Genomic DNA, 24,961 nt, shown 5'->3' with positions numbered 1-24,961 from the left:
ACGCAGTACGATACTGGATCGTGTTGCTGAAATTAAACAATTTTTATGTGCACGATTGTGGAAAACTGCTCCGGATGACAGTCCTCGCGTCTACCCTCTCGAACAAGCCCGTCATGCGATCCGACGGCAAAGACGTCGGCACCGTCCGCAACGTCACCGGAAACGTCACGACCGGCGAACTCGAGTCGATTCTGGTGACCCCCTCGAACGATTCGACGTTCGGGTTCGAACAGACCGACGACGGCCTGCTCCGGATTCCGGTGAGCCTGGTCGAGAGCGTCGACGATTACCTGATGCTCGAGCACCGGCGACAGCAAAATCCCTCACGGCAACGCGTTTAGCACTCGAATACGTCCGATCCGAAGACGAATACGGGATTCTTCGGCTGTCAGTTAATCCCGATAGTTTGGCTACGCGACAGCATTGATCCCCTCACGAAATTCTGTTGGGAAAACCTGCACCTTCTCAGGATCGATCTCGACACCGATCTCGTCACCAGTCCGGTACTCGGCATCGCCGTCTACCTGAATCGTGATCACGTTCCCATCGGCGAGTTCCACTTGGAGATCCGTTCGGTGGCCGAGGCACGTCGTCTCGAGGACAGTTGCATCAACTGCCCCGCCGAGCGAGAAATCTTCGGGCCGAGCGGCAACCGTGACCTCGCCAGTCGCCCGCGTATCGCCCACGAGTTCGGTGAATCCGAGATCGATTCGATCGTCTCGAGCGACACCGGTCAACAGGTTCGACGTTCCGACGAACGTGGCACGAACTCGTTAGCTGGCCGTCGGTGAACCGCCTCGGGGTCAAGCCCCGAGGCACTCGGCCTGCTCTGCCTGTAGATGCGATCCGGCGTCCCGACCCGACATTTCGCTTCTCGGGTGGGACGTGTGTAACATCGGTTCCGTCGAAGGTGACTCGGCCGTCAGTCGGCGTTTCGAATCCGGCGATCGTCCGTAGCGTGGTCGTCTTGCCGCACCCGGAGGGCCCGACGATACCGAGCGTTTCGCCGTCCCGAATTCACGGAACGAACCCGGCGAACGTCGCGAGCACGAAAAATGGAAGGCGCATGACGACTATCCGTCGACGCTCGCGCTCACGCTCTGTCGTCGGGAACGCTATCGATCGAAATTGATCGATCGGTTAGCGACGGATTTGACGCATATCGGTAGGCGCTCGCCGCAACCAGTTTTGGAGAGCACAACCACTGAGAGTCCGACTTTTGACAGCGGGCTGTAACTTGAGCGTCAGGGGGTTGGTGCGGCCTTTTGCAGAGCTGTTTCTGCAATATTCCCTCCGTAGTCGGCACTTCGCGACAGCGAGTCCAAAATGAGGCCCAGTGACTGCGCTTGAACGGGGTCGAGATCACGTAACATGTCGTCGATATGCCGCGTGTGTTCGTCGATATCCAGAACTGACTCGAGTGCGGTGTGGCTGAGTTCGGTCGCCTCGTCGTTCTCTTCGGCGAACAGTCCATCCATAGACTGGTCAACGATAGTCGCGACATCCCGGTGCAGATTCTGAAGAGCGGCGGCGACGTCCGCCGGAATGTCGTCTAGCTTGAGCGCCAGTTTGCTGATCTTGACGGCGTGGTCGCCGATTCGTTCGAGTTGACGAGCACATGAGTGGTAGTCGAAACAGTCCTCCCGTGAAACACCAAGCTCCTCGGCTGCTCGTGGCGAACGGAGCGTCGCGCGGAAGATTCGCGAGACGACAAGAAAAAGCCGGTCGACGTCGTCGTCCCGTTCGATCACGTCGTGGGCAACGTCGTCGTCGTTCTCGACGAGTGCGATCACCGAATCCTCGAGCATCAGTACCTCACAAAGCGTCCCTGCCAGCTTGGACTGAAGCCGCAGTTTCATCCTGATCGGTAGTGATTGACGGGAGTTCTGACCGAAGATCGAGCAGAGTCGTCGCTGTCGGCGGCGGTCAGCCGCCGACGCGACGGCGTTGCCACTCGCAGGAAGGCTGACTTGGTCGGGCCTTAGCGGTGGAACCGATCGTCCGGTGGCCGATTTGCAGGGACGGCCCGACGCACCGCGAGGGCCGTCCATGTTGCCCGGCACAGCATCTTGATGAACTCCTTGAACGACCAGGACCAGAGGCGACGCCCGCCACGGCGGGGCGTCGCCACGTACTCCCAGTGCAAGTACCGCCAGACGTTCTGTAACAGCAAGCTCACCACAACGTACAGCAGCCGTACTACCGGGTTTTGTGTCGTCGTTGTTGCAATACTTTGCTCGGAGAGCCGGTACGTCGCCTCGATACCGAAGCGTTTCGCGTAATGGTATCGAGCGTCTCGTGGTGAGTTGATGAAAGGCGCGTCAGCGGCGTAGCCGTGACGCGCCACCCCGTGTTCGTCGTATCGCCCGTTTTGGTAGGTGCAGTCGATGTAGACGGGAAACTCGACGGTCCAGCTGTGACCGTCGAGTTTCGCCGTCAGATCGTGCTGGATGACGCGGCTCCAACCTTCCGAGAGTTCCTGCTTGATCGTCTGTCCCCAGCGGATGATCGGCATCACATAGGCGTGGTTGTGCGCCTGAAGCAGCGTGAGACACTTGCTATCGTAGAATTCACGGTCAAGATAGACGGCCTTGACGCTGAGGTCAAGGCCGTCGAGAATACCGAGAAACTCGGCGAGGACGCTGCTGGCGGTGTCGCCGTCGGTGAGACGGCGCACCGCCAGCGTATAGCGCTTGTTCTGTACACGCGCGTAGAGTGTAGCATAGGCGTGGAATGCGGTAGTTCCACGTTTCGCTTCCGAATGATAGAGGCCGTCTGTGTCGTCTTCGTCACCGTAGTAGGGCCGCAGGTGGAGGTCTGCGCAGACCTCCACCTGCTCAGGAAGCACAGTGAGTACGTCCTTCTGGAGAAGCGTGTTCCCAACTTGTTCAACCGATTCGAGGTCGAATTTCTCGCGGAGATGGTACAGAACGGTGTTTTGGTGAGGAGAGTCTTCACTGTCCTCGCAGAGTGTCGAGACCGAGGTCCCGTCGGCGCACGCGCCGACGAGGACCTCATAGATGTCTTCAGCATCGATTTGAGCATTATCGCTCAGACCGAGAGAAACTTCCTCGTCAATCGTGTTGACGAGGAAGTTAAGGAGCTGGTCCTCGTGGATTGAACCGTCTGCTTGCTGTGGGTTCTTAGGCACAACTTCAGCAAGCAGACGTCTCAACTAACCAGCTTTGTGAAGTACTGAGCATAGACGTCGCGATAAGTCGCATGCGTGTAACAGCGTTGACGATCGAGAGTTCCGAGGAGTCGAGCAGGTCTTGCACCACCACGTGGTCAGTTCCCTCCTCGACGACTTCGACGCCGACAAGACCCTGTACAGCACTGCGGACCGCTCGTCGCTGGTCGGTCGTGATGCGGCTCGCCTCGAGTCGGATCACGTCGAACCCGCTTACGTACATTGTGAAGACCGCCCGGACGAGTTCCGTGCCCTCCAGAGTCGTAACTTCCAACGTCCCTTCCTGATGGTTAGCATCGCTTTGGGGCGTCACCAGTAGTGTTTCGTCGTCGGCGTAGAGTTCGACCGTATCGCCGCTGGTGACGTCGTTTTCGGTCGCCCACGTTTTCGGAAGCGAAACAGTGTACGTCGAGCCGCCAGTCACCTGGACTTTCCGCGTCTCCATGTTACGAGTTGCCGATAGCGGAACCATAAATCTACCCTTGTCTATAGAGATCGTCTATATCTGGTGTTAGAGGCCTCAGTTATGGGGGATAGCCGCATATATCGGAACGGGAAACTATGCAGAAGTATAAGTGTCTACCATGCCCAATGTATGTCTATATACTTTCTCTCGAAGGGGAACCGTTTTGCCCGCCCGGTCAGATACTGCCGTATGGTCGACGAGTCTTCGACCGGGTCGATGCGGCTCCGAGCGTCGGGTGTGGGGGTCGTCGTCGGTGGCTCTCTTCTTGGTGGGGCTGCCACGATCGTCTCGTTCTGGCTCGCCGCAGCACTCGTAATTGTCTGTGGTGGTATCTGGATGGTGATCGGTGACAGAACTGATGCCTTTCAGGGCTCGATTGGTGTCATCGCCGTTGGCGCGATCGGACTGCTCGAAGCAATTCCTGGTATTGGGTTGGGAGTGGATCCAATCCCGCTAGCTGCGTTTGCGATCGTTTTCGGGTGTTTCGACGCGGTGGCCGGACTGATTCTCGGTCACTTCTCGAACGCTGTTGAGGGATCGTGAGATAGAACGTGTGGATACCCTCGGTTCTACTCGAGATACTGACGCGATTTCAAACGTGACACTGGCACACTCTAGTTCTACATTCGGCTATAGAGGTGTTCGTACCGGTCGGGATGACTCCCGAGAAGGATATATAATCCCGTATTCGGATATATAGATATTAGCACGCCTTTTATATCCATCCTCGGAAGCATCGGTCGATGGCACCAAGCCAGAACTCGCGGGGAAGCGGATTGAGTCGACGATCGGCGATCGCGACGATCGGGAGTATCGGCGCACTGGCGCTGGCCGGTTGCACCGGCGGCGACGAGGACGGACTTTCGGGAACGATCCAGGCGTCCGGGTCGAACACGGTCGCACCGATCACGCAGGTCGCCGCCGAGGACTTCGAGGCGGAGTTCTCCGGCGTCGGCGTCAACGTCGAACCGGAGGGGACCGGAGCTGGATTCCAGGAATTCTGCCGCGCGAACTCGGCGTTCCAGAGCGCAAGCCGCGAAATCACTGACGAAGAAGTCGATCTCTGTGGCGAGAACGACATCGAATACACCCACTACACCGTGGGCCAGGACACGCTCGCCGTCGGCGTCAACGAGGACAACGACTGGTGTGAGCAAATTACGCTCGACGAACTGAACCAGATCTGGGAATTCGAGTCCAACGTCCAGCAGTGGAGCGACGTTCGCGACGAGTGGCCGGACGAAGACATCGCACTGCACGCGCGAGACTCCGCCTCGGGGACGTTCGATTACTTCACCGAGAACATCAACGGCGAGATGGGGAACATCCGCGACGACTACTCGGCGACGAGCCAGACCGACGAGATCTGGGACGCGGTCGCCGACAACGAGTACGCCCTCGGCTGGGGTGGCGTCGGCCACCTTCGGAGTCTCCAGGAACAGGGCGGCACCCTCAAAACCGTCGAGGTAGAGAGCGAGCTGGATGGCGAGTTCTATCCGCCGGAAGAGCAGTACATCGAAGGCGGAGAGTACTCGCCGCTCGCCCGGCCGCTGTTCTTCTACTTCAACCACGCCGAACTCGCCGAACGGCCAGACCTCATCGCCTCGTTCGCCCGCTTTTACATCAACAATCAGCACGAGTTCGCCACGGAGGTTGGCTTCTACCGGGCGACCGACCAGGACATCGTCGACAACCACGACCAGCTCGACAGCGTGCTCGAAGAAATCGGCGAGGATCCAGACGAGATCACGGTCGAGCGACAGGACCCCTGAACCGAACGACGAGTCCCTTCTTTCACTGCACTCATGAGCACAGAAACTCAATCTGGATCGGAAATCTCGGGCGACGACAGCCTCGAGGCTGCCCACGAGACGAACCGGCGGATCCGACGCCTGTTCTTCGCCTGTGCGGCGGTCACCGTCGTGACGACGGTCGCCATCTTTCTGGTCCTGTTCGACAACGCAGCGAGTTACTTCTTCGGTGCCCGGATCAGTGAGGTGCTCCTCGCTGGCGAGGCCGTCGAACGAACGGTCGGATTCGTCGAGTTCTTCACCGGGACTCGATGGGCACCCGACCACTCGACGCCGGCACACGGGGTCTTACCGATCGTCTGGGGCACGCTCGCGATTACGATCGGTGCCGGGCTTGTCTCGATTCCGATCGGAACCGCGACGGCACTGTATCTCTCTGAGTACGCCTCGACCGGAACCCGAAACAGACTCAAGCCGATCCTCGAGGTACTCGCGGGTATCCCGACGATCGTCTACGGCTACTTCGCCGTCTCGTTCGTCACACCCGTCCTCGTCGACGGCATCGCAACCTACCTCGTCAATCCGGTCGGCCGGGGACTCGACTCGGTGAGTCACCTCGCGCCAGGACTGCTCGAGCCGGTTGCGACGTGGATGATGGGCGTCGGCGTCGGCCGGTACAGCATGCTCGCGGGGATCATCGTCGTCGGCACCATGACGATTCCGATGGTCTCCTCGATAAGCGAAGACGCGATGCAGGCGGTCCCGGACGAGCTCCGAAACGGGGCGTACGCCCTCGGGGCGACGAAGTATCAGGTATCGATCCGGATCGTCCTTCCCGCGGCGGTGTCGGGGATCTTCGCCTCGTACATTCTCGCACTGTCGCGAGCGATCGGTGAGACGATGGCCGTCACGCTCGCCGCGGGTTTCAACGCGACCCTGACGGCGAATCCGTTCGACGAGATCATGACGATGACCGCCTATCTCGTTTCGATGGCCCGCGGCACGTCCGCCGTCGGGACCGTCGAGTACCAGAGCCTGTTCGCGGTCGGCCTGTTGCTGTTCCTGATGACGCTCGCGATGAACCTGCTCAACGACCGGCTGAAACGCCGATTTCAGGAGGAGTACCGATGAGTACGAAACGCGAAACTGACTTCCTGGCCGACGTCGACCTCAGCCGCGAGAAACTACTCAACCGCCTCTTCTACGGGACGCTCGTCGTCGCGTCGCTTTTCGGGCTCGTCATGCTGATCCTGTTGCTCGCCGACGTGCTCTGGGAATCCGTTCAGGCGATGACTACCTTCGACATCGACCTCGTGCAATTCCTTACTTCTACCTCCTCCTCGCGCGCCGAGCGCGCCGGCTTCGGGGCGTCGATACTCGCCTCGCTCTGGCTGATGGCCCTGACGGCCGTCCTGGCCTTTTTCATCGCCGTCGGCTGTGCGATCTACCTGGTCGAGTTCGCTCCGGAGAACCGCGTCACTCGACTGATCGAGGCGAACCTCGCCAACCTCGCTGGCGTCCCTTCGATCGTCTACGGGCTGCTCGTCCTCGCGTTGATCGTCAACGACGCCGGACTGGGCTCGGTGATTCTGGCGGGCGCGATCGCCCTCGCATTGCTCATCGTCCCGATCATCATCGTCGCCGCGATCGAGTCGATCCGGGCCGTTCCGAGCAGCGTTCGCGACGGTTCCTACGCCATGGGTGCGACGAAATGGCAGACGATCCGCCGGGTCGTCCTCCCGCAAGCGATGCCCGGCATTCTCACCGGCACGATCCTCGCGCTCGCACGTGCGATCGGCGAGACAGCCCCGCTGATCATGGTCGGCACCATGTTGCACGCGACGCGGTACCCGTCGGGCCCGCTCTCGTCGTTCAGCGCGATGCCGACGCAGATCTACAACTGGACCTACCAGGCCGACCGGATGTTCAACGGGCTGGCTGCTCTCGGCATCGTCGTCTTGCTGGTTTTCTTGATCGTACTGTACGCTCTTGCAGGCTATCTGCGCAGGCGATACGAGACGGACGGAGGTTCGATCAGCAATGTCTAGTAACACGTCGAACGAACGGACGGCAAGCGAATCGACGACCGAACACCACGACACGCCGGACGACACGATCATCGAGACCGACGTCAACGTCGACCGCGACTCGAGGCGCGCGATCGGACACACCGAGACGATCGTTCGCGCGGAGGGTCTGAACGTCTACTATGGCGACGATCGGGCGCTTTCGGACGTCTCGATCGAGATTCCAGAACACCGCGTGACGGCCATGATCGGTCCCTCGGGCTGTGGAAAGTCGACGTTCCTGCGCTCGATCAACCGGATGAATGATCGGATCTCGGCCGCACGCGTGGAGGGTGAACTCTCCTTCCGCGGGAAGAACGTCTACGACGAGGACGTCGATCCAGTCGCCTTGCGCCGGAAGATCGGGCAGGTATTCCAGTCGCCGAATCCGTTCCCGAAGTCGATCTACGACAACGTCGCCTACGGCCTGCGCGTCCAGGGAAAAGCCGACGAGGTGGACCTCGACGAAGCGGTCGAACACGCACTTCGCGGAGCCGCGTTGTGGGACGAAGTAAAAGACCAGCTCGACGAATCGGGACTCGACCTTTCGGGTGGCCAACAACAGCGCCTCTGTATCGCTCGCGCCATCGCGACCGACCCCGAGGTTATCCTGATGGACGAGCCGACGTCTGCGCTCGATCCCGTCGCTGCCTCGAAGATCGAGGACCTCGTCGACGACCTCGTCGAGGAGTACACGGTCATCATCGTCACCCACAACATGCAACAGGCCGCGCGCATCTCCGACAGGACGGCCGTCTTCCTCACCGGCGGCGAACTCGTCGAGTTCGACGACACGGCGAAAATCTTCGAGAATCCCGACGACGACCGCGTCGAGGACTACATCACAGGGAAGTTCGGATAACCATGTCGAGAAACGCCTACCAGGAGCAACTCTACGAACTGCGTGAGAGAATTCTCGAGATGAGTGACGTTGTCTGTCAACGGTTTCGGCGCTCACTCGAGGCCTACGAAAGGAGTGACGATGCACTGGCCGAGAGGGTAATCGAGGGTGATCACGAGATCAATCAGCTGTATCTCGACCTCGAGGCTGACTGTATCGACCTGCTTGCGCTCCAGCAGCCGGTCGCGGGCGACCTGCGATTCGTCGCCTCCTCGTTCAAGATCATCACCGACCTCGAACGGGTCGGCGACCTCGCCGTGAACCTCGCGGAATACGCCACACAGTCCGGCCGCGAGCGATACCCGGAGGTCGACGTCGTCCATATCGGCACCGAGACGGTCCTGATGCTCGAGGATGCGATGCAAGCGTACGCGACTGACGATGCGGCAGCGACTCACGAAATTGCTGCGTCAGATGACGAGATCGATGCGCTCTGCGAACGAGCCAGTCGGAGCGTCGTCAGGGAACTACTGACGGCCGACCCCTCGGACGAGCAACTTCTCGAGGACGTCTCGCAGATGCTGCTGACGATCCGAGATCTGGAACGGGTCGGCGACCACGCGGTCAACGTCGCCGCACGAACACTGTACATGGTCGAAAACGACGATACGCTACTGTACTGATGAGTTACAAACAGCTGACGAACGGATCTGACGATGCTGTCGAACGGAAGATCCAGCTGGTTGGTGACTCTACGTTCGCCGTCTCGCTGCCGAAGTCGTGGGCAGTCGAACAGGACCTCGAGCCGGGGATGTCGATGTACCTCTATCCCCACGCAGACCGGCTAGTCGCTGCGCCCGAAATCGCTTCGGTTCAGGATCGGACCGTAGTGATCGACGCGAACACCGTCGCTGGTGATATCGTGTTGCGCCGAGTCGAGGTTGCGTACGAGACCGGCTTCGATCGAATTACTGTTACCAACCTCGATGAGACCGAGCCGCAGGTTAGACGTTCTATCGAACGTGCCACGGGTGGTCTTATGGGCCTTACCATTCAGGAAGATACCGGTGATCGCCTGACGATCACGAACGTGCTCGATGCCAGCGACGTGTCTCTTCCCCAGACGATCGCCCAGGTACAGCAACTCCTCACCGAAATGTATTCCGACGCGATCATAGCGCTCGTAACCGCTGACGAAGACCTCGCCAGACGTGTGATCGCCCGTGACGACGACATCGATCGTCTGTTTGCGTTCGTCTGCCGGGGATTCCACCGTGGTCTCGAAGATGTTCACGAGGTAGAACAGCTCGGTACCGACCGGGTCGCGGCGTTTCGCGAGTACAGAGTTGCCCACAGTCTGGAACGTATCGCTGACCACGCGGAACGTATCGCGACGGTTGCGACACAGCAGTCGGCGCCACCCGAGGAGTCGTTCGCTGATCGGCTCGAGGCGATCGCTGCTGAGGTTCGTGACGTTGTCGAGTTGGCTCTGGAGGGTGACGCAGTGTCGGCGTACGAGACGGCAACTGCCGTTGAGCCGAAGCTAGACGATCTCGATCAGTACCTGTACAGCGGAGCCGAACCAAACGCGTACCTGTATGGCGCGGTCATCAGACGGTTACGAAGAACATCGGCAAACGGTCGTTTCATTGCCGACACGATGACTGAAGCGACGCTAACCAACCGCGGTTCGATCGAACGTCAATCACGCTCATGAACCCGACGACACTCAGTTTCGTCTGTGTGCAAAACGCTGGCCGGAGCCAGATGGCGACTGCGTTTGCTGAACGAGAACGAGGGAAGCGAGGACTCGAAGACCACGTTTGTATCAGCACTGGTGGGACTGATCCAGCTGACAGCGTTCACGACGTCGTAGTGACGGTCATGGACGAGGTCGGAATTGATATTTCCGATCGGCAGCCACGAGAAATCCCACCTGAAGAGATCACAACGAGTGATATTGTTATTACAATGGGGTGTTCTGCCGACGGTATCTGTCCTGCTACCTGGCGCGGCGACGCCCGAGATTGGGACCTCGCCGACCCGCACGGTCGATCGATTGCGGAGGTGCGTGAAATCCGTGAGGAGGTTCGAACTCGCGTCGAAGCGTTATTCGACGACCTCGAGGCTCAGTAGCGAACCTGCACCCCAATCGGCCGATCGAAAAAACCTCTATTGTTATCGAGTACCACACATCAACGGCTAGCACCGCTCACGAGAAATATCACGTAGAAGCTAATCAACCGTGTCAGGGGCGAACGATCTCGAAAGCTGATTCGACCCGGTCACGTAGTGGTCTCGTCGCCTGATACCGCTCGCAGCCCCAGACGATGTCGCCGTCGACATCCATCCCGAGGTACGGAGTCTCACCTGAACCAATCCCGACGTAGAGGTGTCGATCGTCGCCGTGGAACCCGAGAACGCGGGGCGTGCGCCCGTGTACCGAGCACGTGGCTCGTTCCTCACTTGAGGAAACGTCGATCAGGTACACCGTCGACGTCGGCGGGCGGGTGGAGATGGCGACGAGGTCACCGTCTGTACAAATAGCGGGGCGGCCCAGGGTCGCGTCGAATCGCCGCGAGAACACCGGTTCGTCCGAACCGAATACCTCGAGGGTCGAACCGATTTTGGTCGAGTCGGTTCCGCTGACGAGCGCGACCGTGCCGTCGTCGGCGATAGCGCCGTTGATGGGGTGCGTAACCGGTCGCTCATCGACGATCTGTCCATCCTGAATCCGAAATAGACGGGACTCGGAATCGCTCGTGGAACGGCCAAACGCGACCGTCCAGGTTTCGTCCGGCGATTCGACGGTTCGACAGTAGTACTCCTGTCCACCGAGTTGCTGGGTCCCGTCGATCGGTCGATCCGGTACTGCCGACGGGTCGAAGCCCGGTGGCTCGACAGGCCCGTGTCGAAAGAGTCGATTTCGAATCATGCCCGGATATCCAGGGCCTAGGTGCTTGAACGCGAGTATTTCGGTTCCGTACGCGACGGGAGCAATCCCCGATAGTCCGTCGTCGTACCAAGCGGTACGTAGCAGGATGGAGTGGACTGTGCAATCGGTCCGTGACCCTAGTTCCCGATCCCGGTATGTTCACTTCTACGGCCGTACATATAAGAAATATAAGAGGTATTTACCGAGACCTTCTGATCAGTAGTCGATGGCAGACCAACACGCAAACCGAGACGGACACTCCTCGAGACGAACGTTCGTACTGGCGACCGGCGCGATCGGCACGTCGATTCTTGCCGGCTGTCTAGAAGGCGACGGGGACGATGGAAGCGGAGCAGGGGCCGGACTCGGTGGCGCTAGTGGCGGTGGCAACGGGGGCGAGCCCCAGGACCCGATGCTCTCGACGGATTTCGACCCGGAGAACCCGGACTGGGAGAACAACAACTATCTCGGTGGGCTCATCTACGAGAACGACTACGTTCGTGGGAGCGACTTCGACCTCGAGAACATGGGCGACCGTGGTCACACCGGGGCCGTCTACGGTACAGAACCGCGCGAACACCCTGACGATCCATCGGAGTGGATCGACCCGGATCCGATCGTCTACGCGGAACTGCCTCGCGAAGACAGTGAGTCGGCGTACCGCGATATCTTAGAGCCGATGATCGAAACGCTCGAGGCCGAAACGGGCCGCGATGTCGAGTTCCAGACGATCGACAGCTACGCGGCGGTCGTCGAGGGGATGCGCTCCGAGCGGATTCACATCGCGAACTTCGCGACGGGAAACACCCCCTTCGGCGTCAACATGGCCGGCATGGTGCCGATGGCGATGGGGGTCGAGGGCGACGGGCAGTTCGGGTACCGACTGCTGGCGATCACCCGCGCGGACATGGACGAGATACAAAGCGTCGAGGACTTCAACGACTTCCGAGCGGCGCACACGGAGGAGTCCTCGAACTCCGGCAACCAGGCCCCGTCTGCGTTGTTCGACGAACACTTCGGGCTCACCCGAGGAGACAACTACAACCCCGAGATGTCCGGCGGCCACGAACAGTCCGCTCGCGGGATCGCCTATGGTGACTACGACTGTGGGCCGATCTGTAGCACGTGTATCGAACAGACCATCGACGCCGTCGACGACATCAGCTGGGACGATTTCAAAGTCGTCTGGGCCGCGGATCCGTTCCCGCCGGGACCGATCGGCTACCGGTACAACCTCCACGAGGAGATCATCGAAGGCGCTCGGGAGACCTGGCTCAACACCGACTGGTCGGGGACCTCGTACGGCGAGGAGGCAGGATATCCACAGTACGTCGAGGTCGACTACGTGAACCACTGGCACGACGTGATGATCAACCAGCAGTTCAACGGCGTCGAGTACGACGAAGAGGAACTCTAGCACAGCCTGACAGCCGATTCAGCTATTTCACCACCAATGCTCGAAGTCACTGACCTACGGAAAGTGTACGCGACGGGAGACGAGGCGCTCCGAGACGTCTCGACGACTGTCGACGGAAACGAGATCGTCGCGATGATCGGTCCGAGCGGGGCCGGGAAGTCGACGTTCATCCGCTGTATCAATCGGTTGACCGAGCCGACCGAGGGCGAGATCAGACTCGACGGCACCGAACTGACTGCCCTCGACGCAGGAGAGATGAAAACGGCGCGTCGGAACATCGGAATGGTGTTTCAGGAGTACAACCTCGTCGAACGGCTCACCGTCATGGAGAACGTGCTCTCTGGCCGACTCGGGTACGTCTCGAACTGGGCGGCCTTGCGCCGGAAGTTCCCACAGAAAGACGTCGAAATGGCCTACGACGTCCTCGAGACGGTCGGGCTCGGCGGGATGGAGAACAAACGGGCGGACGAACTCTCCGGCGGCCAGCGCCAGCGCGTCGGCATCGCCCGCGCCGTCGTCCAGGAGCCAAAGATCTTGCTCGCCGACGAACCGACCAGCAGCCTCGATCCGGAAACCTCACACGCCGTGATGGAGTTGCTCACGGAGATCGCGGCCGAACGGGACATTCCGATCCTGATCAACATCCACGAGGTCCACCTGGCCGTCGAGTACGCCGATCGCATTCTCGGCTTGCACGACGGCACGCTCGTCTTCGACGGTCCGACGACGGACCTCGACGAGAACGCGAAAGACGTCATCTATCGCGGTGAAACGATCGCCGGCAACTCGTCGCTCAGCGTGGTCGCGGAGTCGGATACGGTGACCGACGAGACCGAACGCTCCGAGCAGTCTGCGATCACGGGTGACTGAGATGGCGACCGGAGAGGGACGCTCGGAGTTGCCGCCGGATCGAACCTGGCAGCGACCGACCGCGTTCGGGAGCTACCGCGTGAAGTGGACGGTCTACGTCGGAGCGACGCTGTTCGTCCTGTGGTCGCTCGTCTCCCTGCTGTCGGGTGTCAGCCTCGGGCGGGTGATCATCGGCGTGAACAACGGCGTGTTGCTCCTCGAGGCGATGGTGCCGCCGAACACCGCGAGCGAGAACGTCGACCGGGTCGTCGGGTACATGGGTGAGACGATCGCGATGGCGTTCGTCGCGACGTTCACCGGCGTCCTGATCTCGATACCGATCGCGTTCGGTGCGGCCGAGAACATCGCGCCGCGACCGGTCTACTACCTCAACCGGGGGATCATCAGCATCACGCGAGCGATCGACGAACTCATCATCGCCATCATCGCCGTGAAAGCCGTCGGCGTCGGGCCGCTGGCGGGTATCATCGCGATCAGCTACCTGACGATCGGCTTCTTCTCGAAGCTGTTCGCCGAGGACATCGAGGACATCGACATGGGGGCGAAAGAGGCCATCGACGCCGCCGGCGCCTCGCGCTTCCAGACGCTCGTCTACGCGGTCGTTCCGCAGGTCGCGCCGCGATTCGTCGGTCTCATGGTGTACCGCTGGGATATCAACATCCGTTCGTCGACGATCATCGGAATCGTCGGCGCCGGCGGGATCGGGACCTTGCTGTTGCGGTCGTTCGAACGCTACGAGTACGATTTCGCCGCGCTGATCTTGCTTTCGATCATCGCCGTCGTACTCGCCGGGGAACTCTTCAGCGCCTACGTCCGACGGAGGGTCCAGTGATGGCGGCCGAAGCTGGACGCCGCTGGCAGCGGTTCGACGCAGGCCAGCGAATCAGGCGGACGGCAGTGTTCCTGCTAGCGATGGGAACCGTCGTCGGCTCGTGGCTCTACATGGGCCTCGACCTGCAGTACGTCTGGACGGCACCGCGGGAACTGATGGACCTCGCGGTCCGGATGTTCCCCCCGAACTGGGCGTATACGACCGAGATCGTGTTGCCACTGATCGAAACGGTCCACATCGCCGTCGTCGGCACGATACTCGCCGTCACCGCCTCGCTCCCGGTAGCCTTCCTCGCCGCCGAGAACACGACGCCGAACCGGGTGACGTACGCGATCGGGAAACTGATCGTCACCGTTACCCGGTCTGTCCACGTTGTCATCTGGGCGCTCGTCTTCGTCGTCATGCTCGGCCCCGGCGCGTTCGCCGGCATGGTCGCGATCGCCGTCCGATCGATCGGCTTCGTCGCCAAACTGCTCGGCGAAGAGATCGAGGAGATCGAGTTCGATCAGGTCGAGGCGATCCGTGCGACCGGGGCATCCTCGTTCCAGGTCCTGCTCTACAGCGTCATTCCCCAGATCAAGCCCGCACTGGTCGGGATCGGCGTCTATCGGTGGGACATCAACGTCCGGAGCGCGACGATCCTCGGCGCAGTTGGGGCCGGCGGGATCGGTGTCCAGCTGTTCAACTCCGTCGACGCCTTCCGGTGGTCGTCCGTCCTGATGATACTGATCGCCATCCTCGGCATCGTGCTCCTGAGCGAGACGATCTCCGCACGGGCTCGAGCGATGGTGCGCTGACGATGACGTCGATCGACCGACTCACCGCGAGACGATCGGTGATTGCGACGATCGGTTCCGGAATCGCCCTCGTCGCGGCTGGATACGGAAGCGCCCGCCAGAACAACCGCACGGACGAACCAGCCACGGAACCCGCCCGGACGGCGACACCGGACGATCCAGTGGCCACTGACGAATCGAGCGACGCCGCCACGGCAGGTGGTGACCCCGACGCGACGGGAGAGAGTACAACTGCAACGGACGACCAAGCCGGTTGCGGCTGTCCCGACTGAGATCACGATTACGACTACTCACAGATTCACAACGATGACCACCAGACTCACACGAAACGCGACGAGTGAACCGACGATCGAACCGGACGGCGAACAGGCGCTGCTGTTCGACATGGACGGCGTCATCCTCGAAGGGTACGAAACCGATCCCGAAGTACACACCCGCGCGCTCCACGATGCGGTCGTCGACCTCGACCTCGAGGCCCCCCTCGAGTCGCTGTCGGCCCTCGAGACCTACGAGTACACCGAGACGTTCGCGACGACCTGTCAGGAACTCGGCCTCGAGCCGACGGAGTTCTACGCGCTCCGCGAGGAGTACAGCGCCAAGCGGTCGATCGAGCGAATCGGGGACGGCGCTCGCGGCCTCTACGACGACGTCGGCGTCCTCGACGAACTCGACCGAGCGTACCCGGTCGGCCTGGTGAGTAACAACTACGATCCGACGGTCTCGTTCGTCGTCGACCACTTCGGCCTGGAGGCGTTCTCGTTCGTTCGCGGCCGCGACCTCGGCGTCGAGGGATTCCGCCGACGGAAGCCGGAACCGTACTACATCGAGACGGCCCTCGACGCGCTCGGACTCGACAACGGGATCTACGTCGGCGACCGCGAGACGGACCTCCTCGCAGCCCAGAACGCGGGGCTCATCCCGGTTTTGATCCGGCGGCCGCACAACGAGACGCTCGAGCCAACCGTCGACAGCTACCTCGAGATCGCCTCGCTCGAGGAGTTGCTCGAGTTCCTGTAACTACTGACGGTGACTGTTTCCCGACATCTCGACGAGGGTGTTGACTTCTAGCCGGTCGGTACTCGTAGCCGGTGTCACGACTAATCGCAAGAGGGCGTCGGGGTGCGTGCGGAAACGTTGTCTAAGCCGAATTCAACTTCCCTCAGAATACCGGTGGAATCGCAGTGGACTCGCCGGGATTTGAACCCGGGGCCTCTCCCATGCCAAGGGAGTGATCTACCGCTGATCTACGAGCCCGCCTTCGCATTACCATCTTTTCCGGGTGGATAGATAAACCCCTCGAAATTCTCGAGCCGACGGTGACAGTGACTCGCAAGCCCCTTCCTCCAGTCGCTTCGTGACCCTGAAACCCTACCGCCTCGAGCACCGTTGCCCCACCTTGGCGTCGACGAGTCCAGCCGAGCTCCTCCAGACGCATTTTCAAGCTGTACGCCTCGGGCCAACCACCATCTACCTCCAGCTCGAGCCAGGTAGCAACCCTTTAGTCACCACGAGCGATACTCCCGCGTGGGAAGCGCACGGCCGCAAATCTGACTGTGCCGCTCACTCTTTCGAGTGGCTTGGGATTGCGGAAGTGCACCGACGGCCACCCGGCCGTCACGCTACGAGCGGTCAGTGCGGTTCCTATCCTCTACCAATGGCACGAATGCACACCCGCCGTCGCGGCTCGTCCGGTTCGGACCGGCCGGCGGCAGACGAACCACCGGAGTGGAGCGACGTCGACGCGGACAAGATCGAAGACCGCGTCGTCGAACTGGCCGAACAGGGCTACGATCCCAGCCAGATCGGGATCAAGCTGCGTGACGAGGGCGTCACGGGCACGCCCGTTCCCGACGTCAAGCTGGCGACGGGGAAGAAGATCACCGAAATCCTCGAGGAGAACGACGCTTCTCCCGAGGTGCCGGAAGACCTGTACAACCTGATGGAGCGTGCCGTGCGCCTGCGCGAGCACGTTCAGGAGAACCAGCAGGACTACCAGAACAAGCGCGCCCTGCAGAACACGGAATCGAAGGTCCGCCGACTCGCCGACTACTACCGTGGCGACGAACTCGAGCCGGACTTTACGTACTCCTACGACGTCGCGAAGGAGATCGTCGAGGACTGATCGCGTATGGGAGCGGACGGTCGGACGACAGGTGCAGACGCAAGCGCGGACGGAGAGAGCGACGGCTCGGTTCGAGCGTCGGTTGCGGCCGACCTCGAGCGTGCGGGCTTCGTCCAGTTCGTCGTTCGTGCAGATGGTGATGCCCTCGCGGCGAGTGGCATCCTCACCCGTGTGCTATCCGACCGTGGGACGCCGTTTCAGGTGACTGTCGGCGGGACGATCGCCGAACGAACCGAGCGCGCGCAAGCAGTAGCCGACGGCGGCGCTGACGCAGACCTGACGCTCTCGATCGGTGCGACGGACGCAGCCGTGACCCGACTCGACGCGTCGGATCGACCGGCCACGCTCGCGGCCGTGGAAGTGACTCGAGCGCTCGATTCCAGTTCGAATTCCGAGTCCGAGTCCAGTCTCGATCCCGTGCTCGCGCTCGCCGGCCTCGTTGCCGCGGGCGTCGAACCTGGCGCGGGCGAGAGCGAGTGGCTGCTCGAGACCGCCGACGAACGCGGCCTGCTCGAGCGCAGACCCGGCGTGGTGATGCCGACGAGCGATCCCGTCGACGGCCTCGCACACTCGACGCGCATTCGCGCGCCGTGGTCGGGTGATCCCGACGCGACGGCCGAGGCGCTTGCGGAGGTCGACGTCGATACCGACGCTGACCTCGACGCCGAAGGTGATGCCGACGCAACCGAAGACGACCATCGGGCTATCGGCTCGCTGGTCGCCCTCGACGTGGTCGGTGGGGGCGAAACGGCCCCACGCGCCGCAGATTCTATCGCTCGAGCGCTCAAGCCTTACGCCACGCCGCAGGGTCCGTTCGCGACCCTCGGCGGCTACGCGGACGTCCTCGAGGCGACTGCGCGGCTCGAGCCCGGTACGGGTGCGGCGCTCGCGATGGGCCACGGGGCCCGCGAACAGGCACTCGCGGTCTGGCGACGACACGGTCGACAAGTTCACGAGGCGCTCGAGGCGGCGTCGACGGGCCGGTACGACGGCCTGTTCGTCGTCGGCGTCGACGACGCACCGGTCGCGTCGGTCGCCGACCTCGCCGCCGCCTTCCTGTCGCCCGAGCCGGCCGTCCTCGCGACGGGAGCCGGCGAGGCAGCGATCGTCACGGTGGACGAACCGCTCTCGGCCGGGACCGTCGAGCGGATCGCCCGCGACCTCGAGGAGGCGACCGACGGCTCGGACGTCGCCTACGACGTCGCTCCGCGCAGTGGCACCCTTCGATTCGACGCGGAGATCGACGATGCCGCGGTGATCGAACACGTGAGGGCAGTGCGATGAGACGAGCGACGATCCGGACCCGATGCGACGACGCCGACGCCACGACGCTCGCACGAGCGCTCCGCCCGGACAACACAGACGAGATGCAGACGACCGTCACGGAAGCCGGTACGCTCGAGACGCGAATCGAGCGTGAGACGACCGGTGGCCTGCACGCGACCGTCGACGACTACGTGGTCAACCTCGAGGTTGCCACGGCGGTCGTCGCCGCTGTCGACGCGACTCGAGACGAACAGCCCGAACGCCCAGCGGACGCGGGAACTGCGTCCGACCAACCAGACGATACAACAGACAATGAGTGAACGATCAGTTTCACGTGCGAAACAGGAGAAGCGGTGGTACACCGTCCTGGCACCGGAGCAGTTCGACCGCCAGGAACTCGGCGAGACCCCCGCTGACGAACCGGAGAAAGTCTACGACCGAACCATCGAAACGACGCTCGGCGAGTTGACGAACAACGCCAGCGAGAACAACACGAAGCTCACCTTCAAGATCACCGACGTGGGCAGTGACACGGCTTACACCGAGTTCAAGGCCCACTCGCTGACCCGTGACTACCTGCGCTCGCTGGTCCGTCGCGGTGCCTCGAAGGTCGAGGCCTACGTCACCGTCCTCACGACGGACGACTACCGCGTCCAGATCCAGCCCGTCGCCTTCACGACCAAGAAAGCCGACGCGAGCCAGGAGAAGGCCATCCGCGAGACGATGGTCGAGATGGTCGAAGAGGCCGCAGCCGACCGGAGCTTCGAGGAACTCATCGACGGCGTCGTCGAGGGTCGACTCTCCTCGGCGATCTACGGCGAAGCGAAGACGATCTACCCGCTGCGCCGCGTCGAGATCCAGAAAGCCACCCTCGAGGCTCACCCCGAAGAAGTCGCCGAGGAGGAAGCGACCTCCGTCGACGTCGACGAAGAAGACGTCGCAGCAGACGACTGATCTCGACAGTCGGTCCCACGTCGATCCACGGTTCGGATCGAGTGTGGTAGCAACCAGAGTCGCTCGATTTTTGGTCCAGATCGACCAGCGGGGCCCCACGAGTGAGTTGCCAGTTCGAGGCGCCGACGACGAGTGCAGCGGCGGTCGACTCCACGCTCGAGAACGGTCACGGCTGTCGAGAAATCTCCTGTCTGAGTTGACCTTCACTGAGCCAAATCGACATGAGAACCGATTTAGGGCCGGAACTGGTAGTCGTATGTAGTAGATGGGGAATACTCAGGGATCAGATAGTACCGCCGAAGTACTCTCGTCGCTTTCGGCACGTTCCCTTCTCGAGGCCGCGGATCGGCCGTGTCTGGTCGCAACGATGGCGGACCGACGGATCGTCTGGGCGAACGAAGCTGCAGAGGCGCTGTTCGACCGCTCAGCCCCAGAACTGGTCGATCGATCGCTGCTCTCGGTTCACCCTCCCGAGGAACGCGAGGCTTACCGGCGGGCACTGGCGTGTGAGCGAACGGTCGACCGACTGGAAGACGGATCGGCGATCTGGATCGAGTGCGGTGACGACCGTGAACGGGTGGTCGTCCGAACGACGACCGTCGACCACGGGGATGGTCTGCTCGTCCGGTCGTTCGACGTCCGGGACGACGGTACATCCCGAGACCCGGGTCGTGACGGGGAGTTTGAGGGGGGCGATACGACCCGCGCCGGCGGGGGTAAAACGAGAGGAGCGACGACAGTCGACCACTCGTCGTCGACTGGCCAGAGGGTGTACCAACCCGACAGCACCTGGTCGCATCTCGAGTCGGTCGAGCGGCGAGCACACCTGTTCGAGACGGTTCAGGAACTCGTCGACGTCGGCGTCTGGGTGTACGACGCCGGGTCGGAGACGCTCTGGTGGAGCGAACACGTCTTCGAACTGTTCGGCCGATCGGCTGAGGAGGGGTCGGTGGTCCAGCCTGACCTCGAGGAGGCGATCGGGGGATTTCACCCCGAGGATCGATCGACGATCAGGAACGCCCTCGAGGCGGCAATCGAAGATGGGGAGTCATACGACGTCGTGGTCCGGATCGTGACCGACGACGGGGAAGTCCGCTGGGTTCGCGCCAGAGCCGAGTCCCGGTCGACGGGCGATTCCGAGCCGACGGTCTACGGAACGATCCACGACGTGACCGACCGGAAGGGGCGCGAGCGAGAGCGAGAACGTGACCGGGAACGACTCGAGGTGCTGTTCGACGAATCGCCGGACGTGATCATCGTCCACGACCTCGAGGGGAACGTACTCGACGTCAACGAGAAACACCTCGAGAACCTCGGGTACGATCGCGAGGAGGTCCTCTCGATGCACGTCACCGAGTTCGAGAGGGGCTCGCCGAGAGCGGAGCTCGAACGGCTCTGGCGGGAGATGGACGTCGGCTCCCACCGGGAAGTGATGGGAGTCCACAGGCGAAAAGACGGGTCGACGTTCCCGGTCGAAGTCTGGTTGAACAAGATCGAAATCGACGGCGAGGAGCGGATCCTGGCCGTCAGTCGGGACATTTCGGAGCGAAAACGTAGGGAGCGGAAACTCGAGCAGTTCCGACAGGCGATCGAGGCGGCTGGCCACGCGATCTTTCTGACCGATCCAACAGGGACGATCGAGTACGTCAATCCCGCATTCGAGGAGATAACGGGCTACAGCGCCGAGGAAGCGATCGGCGAGACGCCGGCGATCTTGAACTCCGGGCTGATGGACGAGCGATACTATCGGGAACAGTGGGAGACGATCCTCGCGGGTGAACGCTGGGACGAACAGATCGTCAACCGTCGCAAGTCTGGCGAGACGTACCACGCCCACCAGACGATCGCGCCCATTACCGACGATGACGCCGAGAGCGAAGGTGAGAGCGAGGGTGGCAGTGGTGGTGACAGCGATAGTGATCGTAACAGCGATGGCACAGAAACTGGTGGTCCACGCGTAAGCGGATTCGTCGCGATCCAGACAGACATCACCGATCGCATCGAGCAAGAACAGCAACTGAACACACTCGACCGCGTCCTCCGACACAACCTCCGCAACGAGTTGAACGTGGTCAACGGGCACGCGGAAGTAATTCGCGCCAGCGGCTCAGACGTCGTCAGGTCCCACGCGGGGGCCATCCTCGAGAGTACGACCGAACTGCTCGAGACTGCGACGAAAGGACGGAAGGTGACGTCGGTCCTCCTCGACCCAGATCGAAAAAAGCCGGTCGACGTCGCCTCGGCCGTCGAGCGAGCGGCGGCGGCTGTCGACGAGGCAGAACCGGACGCAACCGTCGTCGTGGACGCACCCGATCGGGCGGACGCGACCACGACGGAGCGGATCGGTGACGCAGTCACCGAACTGGTCGAGAACGCGATTCGCCACACGGATCGAGCACGACCGACCGTCAGGATCTCGATCGAGGTCGACGAGACAGTTCGGATTCGCGTCGCCGACGACGGTCCCGGAATTCCCGAGATGGAACGCGACATACTCGACGATATCAGGTCCGAGGACGATCTCTACCACGGGAGTGGGCTCGGCCTCTGGTTCGTCTACTGGGTGGTCCGGAAGTCCGGCGGCCGCCTCGCGTTCGAGGAGAACGACCCCCGCGGGAGCGTCGTGACGATCGAACTCGATCGAGCACGCTCGAGCGAGTAGCGCTCGTCTTCCATGGAGAGACCTGCGCCAGCGACGCATTCGCTGTGGAGAGTGGCCCAGCGCGAAAATTTCGTCTCGGTGGATCAGTTCCGTTCGTGAGCGTCGTCCGGGGAGAACTCGAATCGCGCGCCGCCTGCCGATCCCTCTGCGACCGAGACGGTGAGGCCGTGGGCGTCGGCGATCTGGTCGACGATCGCGAGTCCGAACCCGGTGCCGCTCTCGTCGGTCGTGTACCCTCGCTCGAGGACGACCGCACGATCGTCGGGATCGATGCCGGGGCCGTCGTCTTCGACGTAGAAGCCGGCGACTCGCTCGAGGGGGCCGACCCGGACGTCGACGTCCGGCCCGGCGTGTTCGACGGCGTTGCGAAACAGGTTCGAGAGCAGTTCCCGCAGTCGATCGGGATCGGCCTCGACGGTCGTCTCTGTGACCGACAGCGAGGCGTCGTCGGAGTCGACCTGTCGCCATGCCTCCTCGGCGACGGCCCTGAGTGAAACCGGCTCCGGATCGAGGACGAGCTGTCCCTGTTCGGCCATCGTGAGGAGGTCGTCGATCAGGTTTCGCATCCGCTCGAGGGTCTCCGAGAGGTTCGAACAGGCCTCCAACACGGTCTCGGGGTCGACGTCACCGTCAGTCGCTTTGACGACGTGGGTCAGGTTTTCGAGGTCGGCCTCGAGCAGCGTCAGTGGGTTTCGAAGGTCGTGTGCGACCGTCTCGCCGTACTGTGTGAGTCGCTCGTTCTGGGCCTCGAGTTCCGCCCGGTAGGCTTTGAGTTGACTCACGTCGCGGTTGATCGCGACGTAGCCGTCGATCGCGCCGTCCCCGTCGGTGATCGGGGCGATCGTCTGGTCGACCGCGAAGTGACTCCCGTCTTTGCGCTCGTTGATCACTTCGCCGTGCCAGACCTCGCCGTCGAGAATCGTCTCCCAGAGGTCCCGATAGAACTCATCGTCGTGTTCGCCGGATTTCAGGAGGGCTGGCGTCTCGCCGACGACCTCGCTCGCTGTATACCCCGTAATCTCCTCGAAGGCGTCGTTGACGTACTCGATCGTCGCGTTCTCGTCGGTGATGACGACGCCGTGGCCGGCGTATTTCACGGCGCTACGGAACCGTTCGAGTTCCTGCTCACGTTCCTTGCGTTCGGTGACGTCGCGGTTGATCGCGACGTAGCCGTCGATCGTCCCTCCCTCGGTCGTGATCGGGGAAATCGTCTGGTCGATGATGAACCGGGTGCCGTTTTTACGCTCGTTGACGACCTCGCCGTGCCAGACGTCACCATCGGCGATCGTCGCCCAGAGGTCATCGTAGAACGACTGGTCGTGGACGCCGGACTCGAGAATCGCGGGCGTCTCGCCGATCACTTCGCGGGAGTCGTAGCCGGTCTGGGACTCGAACGCGGGGTTGACGTACTCGATTCGGCCGTCGGCGTCGGTGATCATGATCGCGTGGCCGGCCCGTTCGACGGCTTTCCGGAACCGGCGGAGGTCGCGTTCGCGTTCGACTCGGTCGGTGACGTCGCGGTTGATCGCGACGTAGCCGTCGGTCGATCGGCCGTCCGTGATGGGGGCGATCGTCTGGTCGATCACGTACCGTGTGCCGTCTTTCCGCTCGTTGACGACCTCGCCGTGCCAGATGTCGCCGTCACGGATCGTCTCCCAGAGCTGCTCGTAGAATCCCTCGTCGTGTTCGCCGGAGTTGAGGAGCGCCGGTGTCTCTCCGAGCAACTCCGACTCGTCGTATCCCGAGAGATCGCTCATCGTCGGGTTGGCGTAGGTGATCTTCCCCGCCCCGTCGGTGACGAGGATCGCGTGCCCGGCATCCTCGATCGCGTCGTACAGCTCGTCGAGCTGGCGTCGCTGTCTGGCGATCGTCACGCAGTGTCGAATCCGGTTGGCGAGCAGGTCGTAGCGGGCCTCACCGGTGTCTTTCTGCAAGTAGTCGTCTGCTCCCTGCCGGATCGCCCGGCTCGCGACTGCTTCCGATCCCTGTCCGGCGAACATGACGAACGGCAGGTTCGGGTACGCCTCGGTGATCATCTCGAGGAACGCGAGCCCGTCGGTCTCGGGCATCCGGTAGTCGCTGACGACGCAGTCGGCGCGTCCGTCGTCCTCGAGGTGGTCGAGTGCCGCCGCTGGGCACGTGACGGTCACCGTCTCGAAGCCGTGTTCGTCCTCGAGGTAGTCTGCGACGAGCTGGATGAACGCCTCGTCGTCGTCGACGAGTAACACCGTCGGTGCCTCTACGAATCCCGACCGATCGTCCGGGAGTGAGTCGATCGGTGTCTCGGTCCGTCTGACCGAGGAGTGAAACGGTGTCATCGGTCGCTCGTCGGCGTCTGAAGGGATAGTCGCCGACGGACGCGGTGACTGATATGACAGTCTGGCTGGCGGAGTACTCTCATCTCTTCTGGTAGGTTGAACTTGGTAACGGACTCGTATGAAAACACCGGCTATCGTCCGGGACGGGGTCGTGAGTACCCGACACTGTTAGGAACGCAGGGTATGCAAGGTGATGACCAAATACCTACTACAGAGCGAGATGACGATGAACGACGCAGATCCTGGATCGAACGGCTGGACCGAAACCTGGAACGAGGCCGAACCTGGCGACGTCCCCGGCGACGAACTGCACGTGGTCGCGTCCGGCCCGTACCTCTTCTACAGCGCACGCGATCCGAACACGCGGTGGATCGAATCTGACTACACCGTCGAACTCGAGGCCTGGAAGTGACCAGCAGCCTCGAGCCCTGATTTCCAGTTTCGTACAGCGGTGGTCGAGCCCCCCGTGAGGGA

General features: G+C 62.0%; 25 protein-coding genes, 1 tRNA gene and 4 pseudogenes. 21 read left to right on the top strand and 9 right to left on the bottom strand.

Annotated elements, in window-relative coordinates; all coding sequences use genetic code 11:
- Positions 1-74: 74 nt before the first annotated feature.
- Entirely contained in the window at positions 75-341 is a 267-nt protein-coding gene (locus B1756_RS17275; RefSeq protein WP_086889672.1) for a PRC-barrel domain-containing protein, read from the top strand.
- Between the two features lie 69 nt (positions 342-410).
- Here B1756_RS17275 and B1756_RS19735 read toward each other — a convergent pair whose 3' ends face one another.
- From B1756_RS19735 to B1756_RS17255, 6 genes and pseudogenes are all read right to left on the bottom strand, one after another.
- Positions 411-686 carry a TOBE domain-containing protein gene (locus B1756_RS19735; RefSeq protein ID WP_186336478.1) on the bottom strand — a complete coding sequence of 92 codons (276 nt, stop codon included), beginning with the start codon at positions 684-686 and terminating at the stop codon, positions 411-413.
- A gap of 172 nt (positions 687-858) precedes the next feature.
- Positions 859-1,017: pseudogene (locus B1756_RS20295) on the bottom strand (ATP-binding cassette domain-containing protein); the annotation flags it as partial.
- Between the two features lie 3 nt (positions 1,018-1,020).
- Positions 1,021-1,119: pseudogene (locus B1756_RS19980) on the bottom strand (iron ABC transporter permease); the annotation flags it as partial.
- A 125-nt stretch (positions 1,120-1,244) separates the two neighbouring features.
- Positions 1,245-1,808: pseudogene (locus B1756_RS17265) on the bottom strand (PhoU domain-containing protein); the annotation flags it as partial.
- A gap of 173 nt (positions 1,809-1,981) precedes the next feature.
- On the bottom strand, positions 1,982-3,151 hold the full coding sequence (locus B1756_RS17260; protein WP_086888317.1) for an ISH3 family transposase: 1,170 nt from the start codon (positions 3,149-3,151) through the stop codon (positions 1,982-1,984).
- A gap of 19 nt (positions 3,152-3,170) precedes the next feature.
- Positions 3,171-3,635 (bottom strand): annotated as a pseudogene (locus B1756_RS17255) (AbrB/MazE/SpoVT family DNA-binding domain-containing protein); the annotation flags it as partial.
- 210 nt (positions 3,636-3,845) lie between these two features.
- On the opposite strand from B1756_RS17255, the gene B1756_RS17250 reads away from it, so the two are divergent.
- The 8 genes from B1756_RS17250 to B1756_RS17215 all read left to right on the top strand — a co-directional run bounded on the left by B1756_RS17250 (position 3,846) and on the right by B1756_RS17215 (position 10,450).
- A complete protein-coding gene (locus B1756_RS17250; protein ID WP_086889671.1) occupies positions 3,846-4,199 on the top strand; it encodes a hypothetical protein in 354 nt (117 codons plus the stop codon).
- A gap of 200 nt (positions 4,200-4,399) precedes the next feature.
- Positions 4,400-5,428: a PstS family phosphate ABC transporter substrate-binding protein gene (locus tag B1756_RS17245; RefSeq protein ID WP_086889670.1), complete on the top strand. Its 1,029-nt coding sequence runs from the start codon at positions 4,400-4,402 to the stop codon at positions 5,426-5,428.
- Between the two features lie 33 nt (positions 5,429-5,461).
- On the top strand, positions 5,462-6,538 hold the full coding sequence (gene pstC, locus B1756_RS17240; RefSeq protein WP_086889669.1) for a phosphate ABC transporter permease subunit PstC: 1,077 nt from the start codon (positions 5,462-5,464) through the stop codon (positions 6,536-6,538).
- Entirely contained in the window at positions 6,535-7,455 is a 921-nt protein-coding gene (gene pstA, locus B1756_RS17235) for a phosphate ABC transporter permease PstA (RefSeq protein WP_086889668.1), read from the top strand. The genes pstC and pstA overlap by 4 nt, the downstream gene beginning before the upstream one ends.
- Entirely contained in the window at positions 7,448-8,335 is an 888-nt protein-coding gene (pstB, locus tag B1756_RS17230) for a phosphate ABC transporter ATP-binding protein PstB (RefSeq protein WP_086889667.1), read from the top strand. The genes pstA and pstB overlap by 8 nt, the downstream gene beginning before the upstream one ends.
- 2 nt (positions 8,336-8,337) lie before the next feature.
- A complete protein-coding gene (gene phoU, locus B1756_RS17225; RefSeq protein ID WP_086889666.1) occupies positions 8,338-8,997 on the top strand; it encodes a phosphate signaling complex protein PhoU in 660 nt (219 codons plus the stop codon).
- Positions 8,997-10,031 carry a phosphate uptake regulator PhoU gene (locus tag B1756_RS17220; protein WP_086889665.1) on the top strand — a complete coding sequence of 345 codons (1,035 nt, stop codon included), beginning with the start codon at positions 8,997-8,999 and terminating at the stop codon, positions 10,029-10,031. Before phoU ends, B1756_RS17220 begins: the two co-directional genes overlap by 1 nt.
- Positions 10,028-10,450 (top strand): arsenate-mycothiol transferase ArsC, encoded by a 423-nt coding sequence (locus B1756_RS17215; protein ID WP_086889664.1) that lies wholly within the window; start codon positions 10,028-10,030, stop codon positions 10,448-10,450. Before B1756_RS17220 ends, B1756_RS17215 begins: the two co-directional genes overlap by 4 nt.
- A gap of 112 nt (positions 10,451-10,562) precedes the next feature.
- Here the strand turns inward: B1756_RS17215 and B1756_RS17210 are convergent, their stop codons facing one another.
- The gene (locus B1756_RS17210; RefSeq protein WP_086889663.1) at positions 10,563-11,249 is read right to left on the bottom strand and encodes a WD40 repeat domain-containing protein; all 687 of its coding nucleotides are present in this window, start codon (positions 11,247-11,249) and stop codon (positions 10,563-10,565) included.
- A 226-nt stretch (positions 11,250-11,475) separates the two neighbouring features.
- Between B1756_RS17210 and phnD the strand changes: the two genes are divergently transcribed.
- Genes phnD through B1756_RS17180 form a run of 6 tightly spaced genes read left to right on the top strand, consistent with a single transcriptional unit; the run spans position 11,476 to position 16,182 of the window.
- Positions 11,476-12,666, top strand: coding sequence for a phosphate/phosphite/phosphonate ABC transporter substrate-binding protein (gene phnD, locus B1756_RS17205; RefSeq protein ID WP_086889662.1), 1,191 nt, complete (start codon positions 11,476-11,478; stop codon positions 12,664-12,666).
- 36 nt (positions 12,667-12,702) lie between these two features.
- Positions 12,703-13,536 carry a phosphonate ABC transporter ATP-binding protein gene (gene phnC, locus B1756_RS17200; RefSeq protein WP_086889661.1) on the top strand — a complete coding sequence of 278 codons (834 nt, stop codon included), beginning with the start codon at positions 12,703-12,705 and terminating at the stop codon, positions 13,534-13,536.
- Between the two features lies 1 nt (position 13,537).
- Positions 13,538-14,368, top strand: a complete 831-nt coding sequence (gene phnE, locus B1756_RS17195) for a phosphonate ABC transporter, permease protein PhnE (RefSeq protein ID WP_086889660.1) — start codon at positions 13,538-13,540, stop codon at positions 14,366-14,368.
- Positions 14,368-15,165 (top strand): phosphonate ABC transporter, permease protein PhnE, encoded by a 798-nt coding sequence (gene phnE / locus B1756_RS17190; protein ID WP_086889659.1) that lies wholly within the window; start codon positions 14,368-14,370, stop codon positions 15,163-15,165. The genes phnE (B1756_RS17195) and phnE (B1756_RS17190) overlap by 1 nt, the downstream gene beginning before the upstream one ends.
- A 2-nt stretch (positions 15,166-15,167) precedes the next feature.
- The gene (locus tag B1756_RS17185) at positions 15,168-15,437 is read left to right on the top strand and encodes a hypothetical protein (RefSeq protein ID WP_086889658.1); all 270 of its coding nucleotides are present in this window, start codon (positions 15,168-15,170) and stop codon (positions 15,435-15,437) included.
- A 34-nt stretch (positions 15,438-15,471) separates the two neighbouring features.
- Entirely contained in the window at positions 15,472-16,182 is a 711-nt protein-coding gene (locus tag B1756_RS17180) for an HAD family hydrolase (RefSeq protein ID WP_086889657.1), read from the top strand.
- 165 nt (positions 16,183-16,347) lie between these two features.
- On the opposite strand, the gene B1756_RS17175 is transcribed toward B1756_RS17180, so the two are convergent.
- Positions 16,348-16,419: transfer RNA gene (locus B1756_RS17175), tRNA-Ala, on the bottom strand.
- Positions 16,420-16,819: 400 nt separating this feature from the next.
- On the opposite strand from B1756_RS17175, the gene B1756_RS17170 reads away from it, so the two are divergent.
- The 5 genes from B1756_RS17170 to B1756_RS17150 all read left to right on the top strand — a co-directional run bounded on the left by B1756_RS17170 (position 16,820) and on the right by B1756_RS17150 (position 22,169).
- Positions 16,820-17,287 carry a 30S ribosomal protein S15 gene (locus B1756_RS17170; RefSeq protein ID WP_086889656.1) on the top strand — a complete coding sequence of 156 codons (468 nt, stop codon included), beginning with the start codon at positions 16,820-16,822 and terminating at the stop codon, positions 17,285-17,287.
- A 6-nt stretch (positions 17,288-17,293) separates the two neighbouring features.
- Entirely contained in the window at positions 17,294-18,571 is a 1,278-nt protein-coding gene (locus B1756_RS17165; protein WP_086889655.1) for an exonuclease, read from the top strand.
- The gene (locus B1756_RS17160) at positions 18,568-18,873 is read left to right on the top strand and encodes a KEOPS complex subunit Pcc1 (RefSeq protein ID WP_086889654.1); all 306 of its coding nucleotides are present in this window, start codon (positions 18,568-18,570) and stop codon (positions 18,871-18,873) included. Before B1756_RS17165 ends, B1756_RS17160 begins: the two co-directional genes overlap by 4 nt.
- The gene (locus B1756_RS17155; RefSeq protein ID WP_086889653.1) at positions 18,866-19,507 is read left to right on the top strand and encodes a 30S ribosomal protein S3ae; all 642 of its coding nucleotides are present in this window, start codon (positions 18,866-18,868) and stop codon (positions 19,505-19,507) included. Before B1756_RS17160 ends, B1756_RS17155 begins: the two co-directional genes overlap by 8 nt.
- A gap of 265 nt (positions 19,508-19,772) precedes the next feature.
- On the top strand, positions 19,773-22,169 hold the full coding sequence (locus tag B1756_RS17150) for a PAS domain S-box protein (protein ID WP_086889652.1): 2,397 nt from the start codon (positions 19,773-19,775) through the stop codon (positions 22,167-22,169).
- Between the two features lie 83 nt (positions 22,170-22,252).
- Here B1756_RS17150 and B1756_RS17145 read toward each other — a convergent pair whose 3' ends face one another.
- Positions 22,253-24,487: a PAS domain S-box protein gene (locus B1756_RS17145; protein WP_086889651.1), complete on the bottom strand. Its 2,235-nt coding sequence runs from the start codon at positions 24,485-24,487 to the stop codon at positions 22,253-22,255.
- Positions 24,488-24,707: 220 nt separating this feature from the next.
- Between B1756_RS17145 and B1756_RS17140 the strand changes: the two genes are divergently transcribed.
- Positions 24,708-24,899 (top strand): hypothetical protein, encoded by a 192-nt coding sequence (locus B1756_RS17140; protein ID WP_228434404.1) that lies wholly within the window; start codon positions 24,708-24,710, stop codon positions 24,897-24,899.
- Positions 24,900-24,961 lie beyond the last annotated feature (62 nt).

The sequence above is a fragment of the Natrarchaeobaculum aegyptiacum genome (assembly GCF_002156705.1).
In the GTDB taxonomy this organism is placed as follows: Archaea; Halobacteriota; Halobacteria; order Halobacteriales; family Natrialbaceae; genus Natrarchaeobaculum; species Natrarchaeobaculum aegyptiacum.
Note: the sequence above shows the minus strand (reverse complement) of the source record. Positions and strands in the feature narration are given on the sequence as shown.

Coding starts and splice junctions, on each gene's coding strand:
- phnE (WP_086889659.1), top strand. CDS start 14,368: ATGGCGGCCGAAGCTGGACGCCGCTGGCAGCGGTTCGACGCAGGCCAG.
- pstC (WP_086889669.1), top strand. CDS start 5,462: ATGAGCACAGAAACTCAATCTGGATCGGAAATCTCGGGCGACGACAGC.
- B1756_RS17250 (WP_086889671.1), top strand. CDS start 3,846: ATGGTCGACGAGTCTTCGACCGGGTCGATGCGGCTCCGAGCGTCGGGT.
- pstA (WP_086889668.1), top strand. CDS start 6,535: ATGAGTACGAAACGCGAAACTGACTTCCTGGCCGACGTCGACCTCAGC.
- phoU (WP_086889666.1), top strand. CDS start 8,338: ATGTCGAGAAACGCCTACCAGGAGCAACTCTACGAACTGCGTGAGAGA.
- B1756_RS17165 (WP_086889655.1), top strand. CDS start 17,294: ATGGGAGCGGACGGTCGGACGACAGGTGCAGACGCAAGCGCGGACGGA.
- phnC (WP_086889661.1), top strand. CDS start 12,703: ATGCTCGAAGTCACTGACCTACGGAAAGTGTACGCGACGGGAGACGAG.
- B1756_RS17140 (WP_228434404.1), top strand. CDS start 24,708: ATGACGATGAACGACGCAGATCCTGGATCGAACGGCTGGACCGAAACC.
- B1756_RS17245 (WP_086889670.1), top strand. CDS start 4,400: ATGGCACCAAGCCAGAACTCGCGGGGAAGCGGATTGAGTCGACGATCG.
- B1756_RS17185 (WP_086889658.1), top strand. CDS start 15,168: ATGACGTCGATCGACCGACTCACCGCGAGACGATCGGTGATTGCGACG.
- B1756_RS17215 (WP_086889664.1), top strand. CDS start 10,028: ATGAACCCGACGACACTCAGTTTCGTCTGTGTGCAAAACGCTGGCCGG.
- B1756_RS17170 (WP_086889656.1), top strand. CDS start 16,820: ATGGCACGAATGCACACCCGCCGTCGCGGCTCGTCCGGTTCGGACCGG.
- B1756_RS17150 (WP_086889652.1), top strand. CDS start 19,773: ATGGGGAATACTCAGGGATCAGATAGTACCGCCGAAGTACTCTCGTCG.
- B1756_RS17180 (WP_086889657.1), top strand. CDS start 15,472: ATGACCACCAGACTCACACGAAACGCGACGAGTGAACCGACGATCGAA.
- phnE (WP_086889660.1), top strand. CDS start 13,538: ATGGCGACCGGAGAGGGACGCTCGGAGTTGCCGCCGGATCGAACCTGG.
- pstB (WP_086889667.1), top strand. CDS start 7,448: ATGTCTAGTAACACGTCGAACGAACGGACGGCAAGCGAATCGACGACC.
- B1756_RS17145 (WP_086889651.1), bottom strand. CDS start 24,487: ATGACACCGTTTCACTCCTCGGTCAGACGGACCGAGACACCGATCGAC.
- B1756_RS17210 (WP_086889663.1), bottom strand. CDS start 11,249: ATGATTCGAAATCGACTCTTTCGACACGGGCCTGTCGAGCCACCGGGC.
- B1756_RS17155 (WP_086889653.1), top strand. CDS start 18,866: ATGAGTGAACGATCAGTTTCACGTGCGAAACAGGAGAAGCGGTGGTAC.
- B1756_RS17275 (WP_086889672.1), top strand. CDS start 75: ATGACAGTCCTCGCGTCTACCCTCTCGAACAAGCCCGTCATGCGATCC.
- B1756_RS17160 (WP_086889654.1), top strand. CDS start 18,568: ATGAGACGAGCGACGATCCGGACCCGATGCGACGACGCCGACGCCACG.
- B1756_RS17220 (WP_086889665.1), top strand. CDS start 8,997: ATGAGTTACAAACAGCTGACGAACGGATCTGACGATGCTGTCGAACGG.
- phnD (WP_086889662.1), top strand. CDS start 11,476: ATGGCAGACCAACACGCAAACCGAGACGGACACTCCTCGAGACGAACG.